Origin of the sequence: Nostoc sp. FACHB-280 (assembly GCF_014697615.1) — a bacterium.
GTDB lineage: Bacteria > Cyanobacteriota > Cyanobacteriia > Cyanobacteriales > Nostocaceae > Nostoc_B.
In genome coordinates, this window is the sequence record NZ_JACJSD010000001.1 from 111,591 (window position 1) to 126,577 (window position 14,987).

8 protein-coding genes are annotated in these 14,987 nt (G+C 41.9%); 4 read left to right on the forward strand and 4 right to left on the reverse strand.

All coding sequences use genetic code 11. From position 1 onward, the window contains the following. Positions 1-319 precede the first annotated feature (319 nt). Entirely contained in the window at positions 320-3,163 is a 2,844-nt protein-coding gene (locus H6G75_RS00460; protein WP_190978050.1) for a COR domain-containing protein, read from the forward strand. Positions 3,164-3,287: 124 nt separating this feature from the next. On the opposite strand, the gene H6G75_RS00465 is transcribed toward H6G75_RS00460, so the two are convergent. From H6G75_RS00465 to H6G75_RS00475, 3 genes are all read right to left on the reverse strand, one after another. Continuing rightward, positions 3,288-5,999, reverse strand: coding sequence for an MASE1 domain-containing protein (locus tag H6G75_RS00465; protein WP_199337664.1), 2,712 nt, complete (start codon positions 5,997-5,999; stop codon positions 3,288-3,290). 448 nt (positions 6,000-6,447) lie between these two features. After that, complete coding sequence (locus H6G75_RS00470; protein WP_190978051.1) at positions 6,448-7,944, reverse strand: alkaline phosphatase PhoX; 1,497 nt, start codon at positions 7,942-7,944, stop codon at positions 6,448-6,450. Between the two features lie 151 nt (positions 7,945-8,095). Next, on the reverse strand, positions 8,096-9,157 hold the full coding sequence (locus H6G75_RS00475; RefSeq protein ID WP_190978052.1) for a YheT family hydrolase: 1,062 nt from the start codon (positions 9,155-9,157) through the stop codon (positions 8,096-8,098). A 155-nt stretch (positions 9,158-9,312) separates the two neighbouring features. Here H6G75_RS00475 and H6G75_RS00480 point away from each other — a divergent pair, with 155 nt between their 5' ends. Beyond that, positions 9,313-10,044 carry a response regulator transcription factor gene (locus tag H6G75_RS00480; RefSeq protein ID WP_062294471.1) on the forward strand — a complete coding sequence of 244 codons (732 nt, stop codon included), beginning with the start codon at positions 9,313-9,315 and terminating at the stop codon, positions 10,042-10,044. A gap of 842 nt (positions 10,045-10,886) precedes the next feature. On the opposite strand, the gene chlP is transcribed toward H6G75_RS00480, so the two are convergent. Next, positions 10,887-12,107, reverse strand: coding sequence for a geranylgeranyl reductase (gene chlP, locus H6G75_RS00485; RefSeq protein WP_397331219.1), 1,221 nt, complete (start codon positions 12,105-12,107; stop codon positions 10,887-10,889). 234 nt (positions 12,108-12,341) lie between these two features. On the opposite strand from chlP, the gene yidD reads away from it, so the two are divergent. Next, on the forward strand, positions 12,342-12,878 hold the full coding sequence (gene yidD / locus H6G75_RS00490; RefSeq protein ID WP_190978053.1) for a membrane protein insertion efficiency factor YidD: 537 nt from the start codon (positions 12,342-12,344) through the stop codon (positions 12,876-12,878). Between the two features lie 300 nt (positions 12,879-13,178). Next, positions 13,179-14,195 (forward strand): TOBE-like domain-containing protein, encoded by a 1,017-nt coding sequence (locus H6G75_RS00495; protein ID WP_190978054.1) that lies wholly within the window; start codon positions 13,179-13,181, stop codon positions 14,193-14,195. Positions 14,196-14,987: the final 792 nt, after the last annotated feature.

Genomic DNA, 14,987 nt, shown 5'->3' on the forward strand with positions numbered 1-14,987 from the left:
CCAGATTTGTGTATAGCCGTAGCCTACGAGAAGAGGGGAATAAAACCCAGACTTTCGCCTTTTAGAAGCGGGAGAGGTCTGTCGAATTAACGTTTATTTAAAAACTACGTCGCTAACCACAAAATCTCAAGGTGCGTTGGCGTAGTCCGCACTTCGACCCTTCTCCTACCGGAGACGCTACGCGAACGACACGCTCAGGGCATCGCAAGCTCAGTGACCACCGCAGGCATCGCTACAAAGCGATGGTATAGAATTTTGCCCTGATCCGCTAAAATCATCTTCAACAGTCTTCTTTCCTTTTACCCTTTGGCTTGGAATTATGACGCAAGATGAGTTGTTGGCACTGATGCAAGCGGCTACTGAGGGTTGGCAAGATTTAGACTTGTCGTGGAAAAAGTTGACCAAAATTCCAGAAGCGATCGCCCAATTAACCAACCTCACCCAGCTTTACCTTCATAACAACCAAATCAGCGAGATACCAGAAGCGATCGCCCAACTAACCAATCTTACCTACCTTACCATCAGTGAAAACCAAATCAGCGAGATACCAGAAGCGATCACCCAATTAACCAATCTTACTCAGCTTCACCTCAGAAACAACCAAATCAGCGAGATACCAGAAGCGATCGCCCAATTAACCAACCTCACAGTGCTTGACCTCAGAAACAACCAAATCAGCGAGATACCAGAAGCGATCGCTCAATTAAGCAACCTCACCCAGCTTCACGTCAGTGAAAACCAAATCAGCGAGATACCAGAAGCGATTGCCCAATTAACCAATCTCACCCAGCTTTACCTTTATAACAACCAAATCAGCAAGATACCAGAAGCGATCGCCCAATTAACCAACCTCACAGTGCTTGACCTCAGAAACAACCAAATCAGCGAGATACCAGAAGCGATTGCCCAATTAACCAATCTCACCCAGCTTTACCTCTATAACAACCAAATCAGCGAGATACCAGAAGCGATTGCCCAATTAACCAATCTCACCCAGCTTTACCTCTATAACAACCAAATCAGCGAGATACCAGAAGCGATTGCCCAATTAACCAACCTCACAGTGCTTGACCTCAGAAACAACCAAATCAGCGAAATTCCAGAGACACTCGCTAAATTAACTAATCTTAGACATCTTTACCTCAATAACAACCCAATAACCAACATTCCCTTAGAAATTCTTCATTCACACGACGCACAAAATATTTTTAATTACTTGAGGCAAATTCGCACAAGTAAAACTCGACCATTACACGAAGCCAAACTATTGCTTGTTGGACAAGGTAGCGTCGGCAAAACATCCCTCATCGAGCGACTAATCCGCAACAAATATGATAACAATCAACCCCAAACCGACGGACTGAATGTCCAAACTTGGAACGTACATATTAATAGCAAAGACATCCGCCTGAATGTTTGGGACTTTGGAGGACAGGAAATTTATCATGCTACCCATCAGTTTTTTTTGACGAAACGTAGCCTATATCTCTTAGTTTGTAATTGTCGCACTAGCGAAGAAGAAAACCGCATTGAATATTGGTTGAAATTAATTGAAAGCTTCGGCGGAAAGTCCCCCGTGATTATTGTTGGCAACAAAAGAGACGAACAACCCCTCGACATCAACCGCAAAGCATTACGCGAGAAATATCCCAATATCCGAGCCATTATCGAAACTTCCTGCCAAGATAATATCGGCATTGATGAACTTCGCACCGCTATTTTTCAGCAAATTGCCAACCTCAAAGAAGTCTACAACCTTCTACCCCTCTCATGGTTTGAGGTGAAACAACAACTCGAATCAATGCCCCAAGACTTCATCAGCTACAGCAACTATATTGGCATCTGCTATGAAAACAAAATTCCCGAAGAACAAAACCAAGAACAACTCATCGACTTGCTGCATCGACTCGGCTTAGTTCTCAACTTCCGCGACCATCCCATCCTTAAAGATACCAACGTCCTCAAACCCAACTGGGTGACAGAAGGTATTTACACACTTCTCAGCGATGAAATTCTTAAAACTCAACGCCAAGGCATTTTCACCCCCGCCGACCTCAGCAGTATTCTTAATCCAGAACGTTACCCCATCCAGCGCCACAAATATCTGATTGGGTTGATGAAAGAATTTGAGCTTTGTTTTGCCCTAGAATGTCACCCGCCACAATTTTTGATTGCTGGACTTCTGCCCAAAGACCAACCAGATAAAACAGAACTCCACGGCGAAACCCTAGAATTTCAATACCATTACAAAGTTCTCCCGGAAAGCATTATTTCTCGCTTTATCGTCAACACCCACGAAAAAATCTATAACCAAATCTATTGGCGCAGTGGTGTAATGCTGCAATATCAAGAAAATAACGAAATCTATAATATTGCACGGATAAAAGCCGACCCCGAAGACAAAAAAATCTTCATCGCCATTAGTGGACGCAAAGAAACCCGCCGCTTATTTCTCGGTATCCTCCGCGATGTCTTTAACAAAATCCACAAAACTCTACCCAACCTCGAAATCACCGAATGGGTTCCCGTTCCCGGCTATCCCAATCATCCCCCCCTCGACTATCAAGAACTCTTGGGACTTGAGGCAATGGGTGAAAGCACAGTTACTATCGGCAAATTAAAATTAAAACTCAATTTACGTCAACTTTTAGATGGTTACGAATCATTAGAATCGCGTCAGAAATCAAAAAGAGATGAGTTAGAACGCGATCGCCTCACAATTGTCAACAAGATTTACAATAGCAACCAAGCAGAATATAAACCTATGACACAAAATACAAACAACTTTCACAACTCAAACATTGCCAACTTTGCCAACGAAGTTAAAGACAAAGCCAGTCAGCAAGCCTCAGATTTCACTCAAACCAGTGGCGCAAACATCACCGAAATTCTGCAACTAATCCACAACCTACGCCAAACCGCCGCCCAATTTCCGCCAGAAATCCGCGACGACATCACCATTGATATTGATGATGTAGAAGCCGAAATCCAAAAGCCAGAACCAGAACGCAATAAAACTAAACTTAAAAAGCGTCTCATTGCTTTACTCACTGCTGCTGGTTTAATTGCTGCTCCCATTGCAGGTATCACAGATTTTACAAACAATGTTCTAGACATAGGCAGTAAGTTGGGCATAGAACTACAACTTCCTGCTGGAAAATAGGCGTTTCTAAGTAGGTAGACATAATTTTTAGAAGACGCATTTCGACTCCCATTGACTACACTCAGGACGAGTCGCTCAATGCTCACTAGCTTTACTAAAAGAGGTGCGCTATGAGACTTGGAGTTTATTCCGCCTCGGAACAGCCTTCTGCCTCCTGCCTTCTGCCTCCTGCCTTCTGCTCTAAATTAACCAAAACTTGCCCGATCGCACCTATTAATTGTTTTTGTTCGACAGGTTTAACTAAATGGATGTGGAAACCTGCGGCTAGTGCTTGTTTTTGGTTGATTTCTCCAGCATAAGCTGTCAGGGCGATCGCCGGTATTTTCCCGCCTTGTTCTGGTGGTAAGGCGCGAATCAAACGGATGAGGGTATAACCGTCAATTCCCGGCATTCCGATATCACTTAACAGTAAGTCTGCCGTGTTTCTGGCTAAAAATTCTAAGGCTTGGCTACCAGATGCGATCGCGGTTACTTTAGCACCAAACTGTTCTAATATCACAGTCAAAAACTTGCCTGTATCTACATCATCGTCTACTACCAAAATATGTAACCCTGCTAAATTTACCGCCTCATCTATTGTTGAAATAAGTTGATTTTTGGGCATAAAATCTAATATTAATGGCAATCTCACCGTGAATGTTGCCCCCATTCCTTCCCCTGGACTTTCTACTTTTACCGTCCCCCCATGCAGTTCTGTGAGATGGCGCACAATTGCTAACCCTAATCCTAAGCCACCATATTGACGAGTAATTGTGCCATCAGCTTGCCGAAAAGAATCAAATACGAATGGTAGAAAATCTGGACTAATACCTTTACCATTATCTTGAATTTGAATTTGAGCAAAGGTATCAACTGTCTCTAAAATAATTTCTACTTTAGCGCCAGTCAACGGAGTAAATTTAATCGCATTAGACAGTAAATTACAAACTATTTGTTGCAGACGTTCTGCATCTCCTTTCACCCATGCTGTATCCACACAAATCATTTTCTGAATTTGCATTCCTTTAGCTTCCACAGCTAGATATACAGTATCCAGAGATGCGTGCAGAATATCAATTAAATTTACAGGCTGAAGATTTAAAATGATTTTTCTCTGTTGAATCCGCGAAACATCTAATAAATCTTCTATGAGTTGGATTTGTAATTTAGCATTCCGCTCAATAGTTTCTAAGCCATGTGTGAGTTTCTCATCATCATATTTACGTCTTCTGAGTAGTGTTACCCAACCTAAAATCGGATTCAAGGGAGTTCTTAATTCATGGGAAAGTACGGCAATAAACTCATCTTTAATTTTATTTGCTTTTTCCGCTTCACTCCGCGCCAATTGTTCTCTATATAAGAGATTTTCCCGTTCAACTTCTGCTTGTTTACGCTCAGTAATATCCCGAAAAAATATCCCCAAACCGTCTTCAAAGGGATAAGCATGAATTTCCAGCCACATATTTTGCGGCGGATATTTTGCTTCAAAATGTACAGGAATTAATTGTGCGATCGCCTGCAAATATTTTTGCTCAAATTCTGTACCTTGCATTCCTATCCATTGCTGCCAATAATTTTGTGCCAGCATGGTTTCTGGGGTTACACCTTTGATTTTAGCCGCTTGTTGGTTGGCATAAGTTATTTGCCAATCTTGATTAACGGCAATAAAAGCATCTGTCATGCTTTCTAAAATATTACTCAAGCGATTCCGCAGAGCTTTTTCGGCTTTTAATAATTTATCTTTCTCTCTATTTGAATCTTCTAAACAAATATTTGTTTCTTTTAATGAATTATTCAGTTTAATTAATTTCTCAGACAGTTCAGCCCGTTCTTGATATTCTCCAATTCTAAATTTTTCAATAGCAAGTTCTACTTGAATTTTAGCTCTTTCGGTAATAGCAACCCCTACCAATAAAGTCACAATTGATTGGACTAATAAACTTAATTTATGAACATGCAGAACTTCTGGTTGTACCGGAAAACTCGGCAATAAGATAGCATTAGGATAAACTACTAAATAAGAGAAAAGTGTGATTAATATGGAAAATGTTGAAACCAGCATTCCTGTAGAGACTCCGAAGCGCGTAGCCGCCCACATTACAGGAATAAAGCTCAAAAAAGATAACTGTTGAAACCTAAATTCTGTATTACTATTTATGGAAACTTCCGATACAGTTACCGAAGCAATACTAATACACAAAAATAAAATAGTAGTAACTTCTAATAACAAAGGGCGACAAGTTGGCAGTCTAAAAGTTGGGTATGAAGCATTTGCTGTTGAACAATGAGATAACCAACCCCCAGATTGCAGATAAGGCGTTAATACTAACAAAATTGTGGGGGTAAAACCCATAATACCGATCGCATTGCCTAACCACCAGTGAGTAATACTGTTAGTCAGGTGAGCAGCAGGCATTTTGCCTATAATTACCCAACCTAAACTACCAAACACAGCTAAACTACTACTGGCAAATAAAGGTACAGTTAAGGTAAAAATAGCAGCATCTTTGAGGTTATGAAACGTCAGTGAACCCTGCCAAAAACGACGGTAGAGTAACCAAGCAACCAGGGGTTCGACAATATCGATAACGCCAATAAATCGCTCCCAACCATGCAATCCCCAAACAGGAGCCATTAAGAAAGATGCAATTCCTGTGAGGATGATACCATCAAGGCCAAACCAAAAACTCAAAGCGATCGCTACCCCAGATGGCGGAAACCACAAAGAAACCCCTGGCTGAATACGGTAAATAAGCGCCATTCCGTGAGCAGCAACCAAAGCTAATAGCCCCAGTGATAAAATCAAAAGCCGTCGATGCTTGGCAGCCACCCTAACAAATTGCGACACACGCTGCATAATTGCCCAGAGAAATTTAGATTGATCCGCCTACCTATCTTAGTGCCAATTAACAGTCATAGCACCAGACACTCTTTCTGCTGCCATCATTGCAAAGATAGACCTTTCTGGCGTACCAAATATTGTTTTAATGATATGAGTTGAAGATCAGTTCATCAAGGTCATTTAACAAATATATCTCAGCCTGATTTAGATGAAGCGATCGCTAGTTGTAAACATAAATAAATTTCACTTAATTTTTTGTTAATTAAGCAAAAGAATCGTATCATTTATAACAATAAAAAATAGAGCCTGCCAAAACAGACTCTATCAATTAAGTGTAAAAACTAGTTTTTCTATAGCAATCGTTTTATCTCCTCTCTTCCTTGTCTCCCTTGTCTCCCCTATCTCCCTTGTCTATTTGATATGTAGATCAAATAGAACTGCTACATTGCCATTGATCCTAGTACTAACGTCTACTACCAAAGCGACTAGTCCAATCACCCCAAATTGCAAATGTCAAACCCGGAGTTTGAATATTCACAAACAAGGTTCTTCCAGCCGGATCAAAGCAAGCACCAGCAAATTCATTGTCGGCGAACCGATCTCTAATTACAGGATCAGGGTTATTAGCAAACAGAATATTTTTCGCAAATTGATACAGTTCACCTTTTTGGCTTACACCCACAACATATTGTTCTCCGCCACCATCTTCGCAAAGGAAGAGGTCTCCAAAAGGCGCAACAGTAATGTTGTCTGGTTCATCGAGAAGTTCACCAGTGGGAGCTGCTTCAACTAAAAGAGTGATTTCCTGTCGAGCAATGTCATATACCCAAACTTGACCATTACCTCTGGTGGAATCAAAAGCCGGAGGGCCGCCTTGAGTAGCAATAAAGTAAATTAGTCCCTTAGCATACCAAGCACCTTCGCCCCGGAAGAAAATAGCTGCTCCCTTGTCTTGTGCTTGGAAGCGCACTCCACGACGATTACTTTCGGAACTGGGGTTGGGATTATCCACCTTCACCCATTCCACTGGAAAGGCTTGACCAACAGGAATCCGACCTATTTGACCACCCAAATTCGGATTGTTGCTGGTATTCACAGCAAAGTTATTCACACCTGGTTGGTTTTTGATTTTCAAAGCGTAAAGAGTACCACCTTTAGCTAAGTCACCAGGTCTTCTGGGTCTGACATTGGGTACAAACCGATAAAAGCAGCTATCACCTTGGTCTTCTGTTTCGTAAACATCGCCAGTTCTGGGGTCTACAGCTATAGCTTCATGGCTAAAACGTCCCATTTCGATTAAGGGAACAGGATTAACCAAACCGCTATTTTCGTCAGCTACAACTTCAAAGTTATAACCGTGGTTTCTGACTTCTACAGCACCAGAACTTGTAATGTTAGTACTGGTAGAGAAGGTTTCTTCACAACTAATCCAACTACGCCAAGGTGTTGGGCCACCAGCACAGTTACGAATAGTTCCAGCTAGAGAAGCAAAATCTTTGATCAGTTCACGGTTAGGGCCAACTATTAATGTAGTAGTTCCACCTTGTGCGCCTGTGGAATATCTGGTTCCACCAACAACCGGATTTGGGGAAGAAGTACCTAATTCATGGTTCCGCACCAGAATTGTGGTGTTGCGAGGCCCAGGAAATGCAGCCATACCATCATGACCAGCAGGTACTATGGAGCGATCGCTCATGGTCTGACCAGTAACTGATAAAACACGATAGTTGAACCCTGGGGGAAGTGCAAGGATCGTCTCTCCTCTTAAATCACCTGCTACTGTATTGGCTAAATCTGATGAGTTCAGGGGTAATCTCGGCTCTAATGGGCCGTAACCTATTCCCCTGACCATTTGTCCCATAGCAGCCTTAGCATAAAACGCTTCTAAAGGAGAAAGCACAGTAGCACCTGCGGCGCTTGCACTAGCTAAAGTTAAAAACTTACGTCTTGAAAATGCCATTATATTAATTTCTTTTTCCTGATAGCGGAGCAATCAGGAGAAAAGTTAGGTGGCGGAGATTAAGACGAGATGATGAAGAGTTTAACTACTACTTAGTTAAATTTTCGTTATCTGTTTTGGAAATCATGAATGAGGAGTCAGAAACCACAATTTAGGATGACCGTTGATTTTCCAGCCATTGCAAAATCCGATTCCAAGCCCACCAAGGGTCAGGGTCTTGCGCTTGGGACTGACACTCTTTGCTACTTAAATAGCCGACATGACCTCCATAACGGGTGAGTAGCAAATCTAGGGCGGAATTTTGGTCACAGGCGGCTTTTAATTCGGGGACGATATCTGGATGAAATAAAGGATCATCCGCAGCGTAGATAATTAAAGTTGGTTTCTGGAGTTCTGGTAACAGTTGGAGGGCGCTGCTGGCTTTGTAGTATGCTTCTACACTGGGAAAGCCCAGCCTTTCAATTACTAGTTCGTGGTCAAAATCCCAAATGGTGTTTGTTCTTTCTATGGCTTGAGGGTCAATAGTTCCAGGATGAGCATCATGAATTCGCCAAGCGAGTTTTTTTAATTCACGCACAATACTAGCTTCAATGATTCTACCAAAGCGGTCTTTGGTGAGGTAGGTGAGCGATCGCAACGAATCCAAACTCGGACAAATCACTGCGCCACCACCAATATCGCTGTACTCGATACCCAAATTTTCATTACCCTGGGTTAATTCCGCAGCTGCTTTGATTCCCCACAGGGCTAATTGTCCCCCCAAAGAAAACCCCATAAACCAAAATTTACTGGGACATCCCATCGCCGCCGCCGCCGCCGCCAAGCGCACAAAATCTTCACCCTCATACAATCCATCAGATGTTAAAGTCGGTGACAAATCTGCCGTTCTACCGTGCGCTCGCCAATCAAATAACACCACAGCATAGCCTTGAGAGTATGCTTTGCGTCCTAACAACCGCAAAGACCATTCTTGGTCTAACTCGCCTGTAATTCCATAGGTAGCAATAATTGTACTGTGGGCATTGTCGGGAATGGCTACCCAGGTAAAAATCGGTACACCTTGCCCACCCATCAATATTGTTTTATGATAGGGCGGCTCTGGTTGAGAAACTGTACTTTCCCAGTAACGTTTTCCCCAAAAAGCGGTGTAAACAGTCATTGCTACACCATTTTGTAAAAACTTAGCTGGATTGTAGGGCGAGTAACACATCATTTTGCAAATTTCGTGTATCTTAAGTTTTGTTTTTGCATGAATTAGTTTTAATATTTATGTTAGATTTAAAATCTTTTTTATAATCAAGACAGAAATCTTTGTATCCATCAAAGATTCTTATTTTTCCTTAAAAAGTAGCAATAATTTTTTTAAGAATGCCGAGGATTTTAGTCATAGATGATGACCCAGCAATTTCCGAGCTGGTTGCCGTCAATTTAGAAATGGCTGGCTATGATGTCAGTCAAGCTGAAGATGGCATCAAAGGTCAAGCGTTAGCTCTCCAGCTACAACCAGACTTGATCATGCTTGATCTCATGCTGCCCAGAGTAGATGGATTTACAGTTTGTCAACGCCTCCGCCGGGATGAACGGACGGCGGAAATTCCCGTTTTGATGCTGACCGCCTTAAGTCAGACTCAAGACAAAGTGGAAGGCTTCAACGCCGGTGCAGACGATTATCTCACTAAGCCATTTGAAGTTGAAGAAATGTTGGCGCGGGTAAGAGCTTTGTTGCGGCGTACAGACCGCATTCCCCAAGCCGCCAAGCACAGCGAAATCCTCAACTATGGCCCCTTAACCTTGGTTCCTGAAAGGTTTGAGGCGATATGGTTCAGTGAGACAGTAAAACTGACTCATTTGGAATTTGAGTTACTCCATTGCTTGTTGCAACGCCACGGACAGACAGTTTCTCCTAGCGAAATTCTGCGTGAAGTTTGGGGTTACGATCCTGATGATGACATTGAGACGATTCGAGTTCATATTCGTCATTTAAGAACTAAACTCGAACCCGATCCCCGCCATCCTCGCTACATCAAAACTGTATACGGTGCAGGATATTGTCTAGAATTACCCAGTCTGCCTGCATCAGCTGAAGGCGCTTCTGCATAAGCGGTTGACTCACGCAATCTATTCCTTGACCTCAGCCCTAACTTTGCCGAATCCATCATGTTGTGTGTCATGCTGTGGGAAATGAGGTTTAGTGGTTTTACCAAGGAAAACTCTAAATTTCGCCTGCTTGACTCTACAGAAAGCTACCTTCCAATAGACATCCTTTTGTGGGGGTTGGTGCTTAGTAGGCGAATGCTACTCTATTAGTACTACAGTGCTAATTAATCGCCACGAGTCCAATAGCACTGCAATTAATCAAAAATTGGCATTCTCTTGAAACAATTTTGAGAGAATGCCAATCAATTTAAGATTTTGTCGCAAAATATATACTTCACGCCGTGTGCAACTTTTCCTCAAACCTAACCCCCAAGCCCTTCCCTACAAGGGAAGGGGAGCAAGATTCAAAGCCTCTCTTCTTTCAGGCTACGGTGTACACACAAGTCAAAAATAGGCAGTATGAAACGCATCCCGCCTAGAACTAAAGTTCCAGGCTCATAGCCAAAGTCCACAAAGCGTGGACTATAAGACATTTTTAGGTGAGTCATCTTCAGATGACTTTTGCTATGAGACTCGGAATTCATTCCGAGGCGGGACGATGCACTCAACCCAGATTTGTGTGTACACGGTAGCCTTTCAGGGGAGAGGTTTGGAGAGGGGTTTCAAAAATAAGTCGCACATCGCGTTACGTCACTATTCACAATTCACATTGATTTCTGACTTCTTCTTCAATCACCAAAAATTACAGAGGAGCCGAGGTACAAATTAACTCACAATGGACTAATTGCCATTGGAATTATCTGCACTTCTTCTCCTCTGCTGTGTTTATTACCCTATTGCTGCTTTTAGGGAGCGAGGGCGTTACCGCGAATTAAGCTACCAATAGTTTTGGCAGTAATTTTCAGTTGGGTAATGGGGTTGGCGGGGACAACTGTTTTGTATAGATAGCTGTCGAAGGTAAGGCGCTGTACATCCATGTCAGCACACATTTCGACGAAAGCTTCACGGGTTGCATCAGAACGATAGAACACAGTCTGCAAAATGTCTAACACTTTGTAGGTGAGTCCATATTTTTTATCCCAACGCTTGATATACTGCTTCAGGTCGTTTTCTGTGGGGATGCGGCTACCGTTGTTGGAGGTTTCCACAATGGTTTCAGCGCACATTCTTCCAGATTTGGCAGCAAAGTAAATTCCTTCCCCAGAAGACTTGGTAACGTAGCCAGCAGCATCTCCCACTAGGGCGATACGACCAACAACGCGCCGAGGACGGGGATGTTCGGGAATGGGATGCGCTTCGACTTTGATGATTTTACCGCCTTCGAGTTTTTTGGCAGCACGAGCGCGGATACCTGCTTGCAATTGTTTAATACTGGCTTTATTAACGTGCATTGTGCCAGTACCAACGGCTACGTGATCATATTTGGGGAATACCCAAGCATAGAAGTCGGTGGAAACGTCATCGCCGACATACATTTCGGCTAGGTCGTTGTAAAACGCCATTTTGTCTTGGGGTAAGCGAATTCGCTCTTGGAAGGCGATCGCATAATTATAATCCCCAGCATCCATTTCTTTGGCAATGCGGGAATTTGCCCCATCCGCCCCAATAATTAAATCTACTTTCAGGGTTTTTGTAACGCCCTGCACGCCGCCATCGGAATGGTCAACGTAATGAATTGTATAGGGGTCGGTATTATTTGTGGGTATATCGACTTTATGAACAGTGGCGTTAATTAAATTTGCACCTAATTTTGCCGCGCGATTCCGCAAAAAGCCATCTAAAACTTCGCGGCGGCACATTCCTATATATTCTTCTTCATTTACCAGATTAATATCAACCTCACGATTGGAAGGTGAAATCATTTTCATCTTCCGCACCCGGCGATCGATAATCTCTGGTGGTAGGTCAAATTCACCCACCATACAGAGGGGAATAGCGCCCCCGCAGGGCTTGGCATTGTCCAGCTTACGCTCAAACAGGTAGGTTTCAATCCCAGCTTTTGCCAGTGTTTCGGCGGCAGATGAACCAGCAGGGCCTGACCCCACAACAGCAACCCGTAGTGTCAAAGGTCTTCTCCCAATCTTGACATTTACCGAAAGCATCGTACCACGGTCTTTTGGCTGATTTTGCTCTCTCCCTCTCAGTTTTGACAGAAATGCAATATTCCTTAACATTCCGATACAAAACTGGAGACAGGGAAGTAGTGAGTTTATGGTAACGATTGTATGGAATTTAGGAATGGTGACGAAGTGTGGAGAATTGGGAATACTCACTCAATATCTCATCCCTAGCCCTTCATTATGGAAATTTCTTTACTAGACTCTTTTACTCGACAAGTTAGCGTTAGCGTGATTGCTGGATACCAAAAACATATTTCTCCCCATAAAGGCTTTGCTTGCGCCCATAGGATTTTATATGGCGGCGAATCTTGTTCCCAGTACATCAAGAGTGTAATTGCCCAAGAAGGTTTAAGGGTTGCTTTCATCAAGTCTCGCACCAGATTTCAAGCTTGCAAACAAGCTAATTTAATTTTGCGTTCCCAATTGGATGATTCTGAATCTTCAGAATCAGAAGATGAAGCAAATACACAGCAACCAAAAAAAGATAATGGCAGTAATAATTATCAACCTTCCAATACAAGCTGTAGCAGTAGTGATAGTACTTGCTGTGTAGATTGTGCAGATTTAAGTTGCAATTGTGCTGATATAACTAATGTTTTGAGTGATTGTGATTTCTTTCATTGTCATGCTGCACATTGTAGCGTTGTAGATTGTAGTTCTCTTGATTGTAGTGGTGCTGATTGTGGCTTTCTTGATTGCGGTAGTTGTGGTAGCTAATAATCGTCAAAATTCAGAATCTAGAAGTCAGCATTGATTTAGAGTTTGACGAACAATACTATAAGGTATAGTGTCATCTTGATTTATTCATACTCCTGACTCTTGATTACTAAACTCTTACTAAAAATATCTAGTTTTTAAATCACCCTCAAAGTATTTGTCTAAAACATTGATTAGTCGCAATCATCAAGATTGAAACTTAGCTCAACTGAATTTGAGTTAAAAATCTATGTATGCTATATATGTAACACGGTAAATCTAGCAACATACCGGGGTTAGACTAGCAGAGGGACAACGGCGGTGGGCATAGTAGTTGAGAATGTATCCAAAAATTTTGGCAGTTTTAAAGCAGTTGACCAAGTTGACTTAACCGTTAAAAGTGGTTCACTGGTAGCTTTACTTGGGCCATCCGGTTCTGGTAAATCTACTTTACTGAGGCTAATTGCTGGTTTAGAAACACCAGATAGTGGCAAAATCCTGCTGACTGGAAAAGATGCTACTTATCAAAGTGTACAAGAACGAAATATTGGGTTTGTTTTTCAGCATTATGCTTTGTTCAAGCACATGACGGTGCGACAAAATATTGCTTTTGGTTTAGAAATTCGCAAAGCCCCAGCTAAGAAAATTAAAGGGCGGGTAGAACAGTTACTAGAGCTAGTACAATTGGGTGGATTAGGCGATCGCTATCCTTCACAGTTATCCGGTGGTCAAAGACAACGGGTAGCATTAGCTAGAGCCTTGGCAGTCGAACCAGAGGTGTTATTGTTAGATGAACCCTTTGGTGCGCTGGATGCCAAAGTGCGGAAAGATTTACGGGCATGGTTACGCCGCCTCCATGATGAGGTTCATGTTACCACTGTTTTTGTCACCCACGACCAAGAAGAAGCAATGGAAGTTTCCGATGAGGTCGTAGTCATGAACAAAGGAAGGGTGGAACAGGTAGGTACACCAGCAGAGATTTACGATAATCCTGCGTCGGCATTTGTGATGAGCTTTATCGGCCCGGTGAATGTTTTACCCAACACTTCCAGAATTTTCCAAAGTTCTGGGTTCGATGCACCACACCCAGAAGTCTTTTTACGTCCCCAGGATGTCATTATCGAAAAACAAGCCAACGGTACAACGGCATCTGCTAAAGTTAGCCGCTTAATTCATCTGGGTTGGGAAATTCAAGTAGAATTAACCTTAGATGATGGACAAGTGGTAACGGCTCATCTCACACGCGATCGCTTCAACCAATTAGAGTTAGAACCACAACAACGGGTTTACGTTAAACCCAAGGATGCCAAATCCTTTCCGGTTTACTACTCAATCTAAATTTAAAAATTAAATCATTACTTATAAAAGAAGGATGAAGTACATTTATCCTTCTTTTTTGCTGTTAGGGCTTACCCCAGAAATTACTGTACTCCAAAAAATCAATCATCCTCTATCTCCCTTGTCCCCCTTGTCTCCCTAAACGCAATCTATAGGTGTTCCAAACCCTCACACCCTCTTTATGCGTAACTTCTAAGTGTATAAGTTATTCTTTATGTTTCTTTATACTTATATAAGTATATACTTAATTTTCTTAAAATTTACTTAAATTTTAGGGATAAAACGTTTCTAAACTTCAAGTTGTAGTGTTCAGTTGTTGAAACTTGTCTACAATTAGGCATAGATGACCTCTACCCAATGGTAGAATTCTTGATCAAAATAATCACGCATAATTTTTGTCTACTTAAATAAAAATATGAATTAAAAATTGCACCAAGGAGCAGATAGCAACCAGGAAAAATCCGAAACAGCAAGTTAACAACATCAAAAAAGCTTTTTATTACACATCTAAGTGTTGGTTACTATGACAATACAAACTCATAACCAAAAAAATTAATTTGTAATAATTGCAGCTTTATGTTGCAGACAAACACATAGATAATCATCATTAATAATTACTTTTTAAGATGGCAAAAAGTTAAAAAAAGAAAAATCCCAAAAATTATTGCTGAGATATAGACTTCTGTTTTTATCTGCAAAAATTTTAAATACTTGTGATCATAAAAGCTGAATTCAAGGCAGTAGTGGATAGATATAATGTATACATTTATAAATTATGAGTTAAGTTCTGCA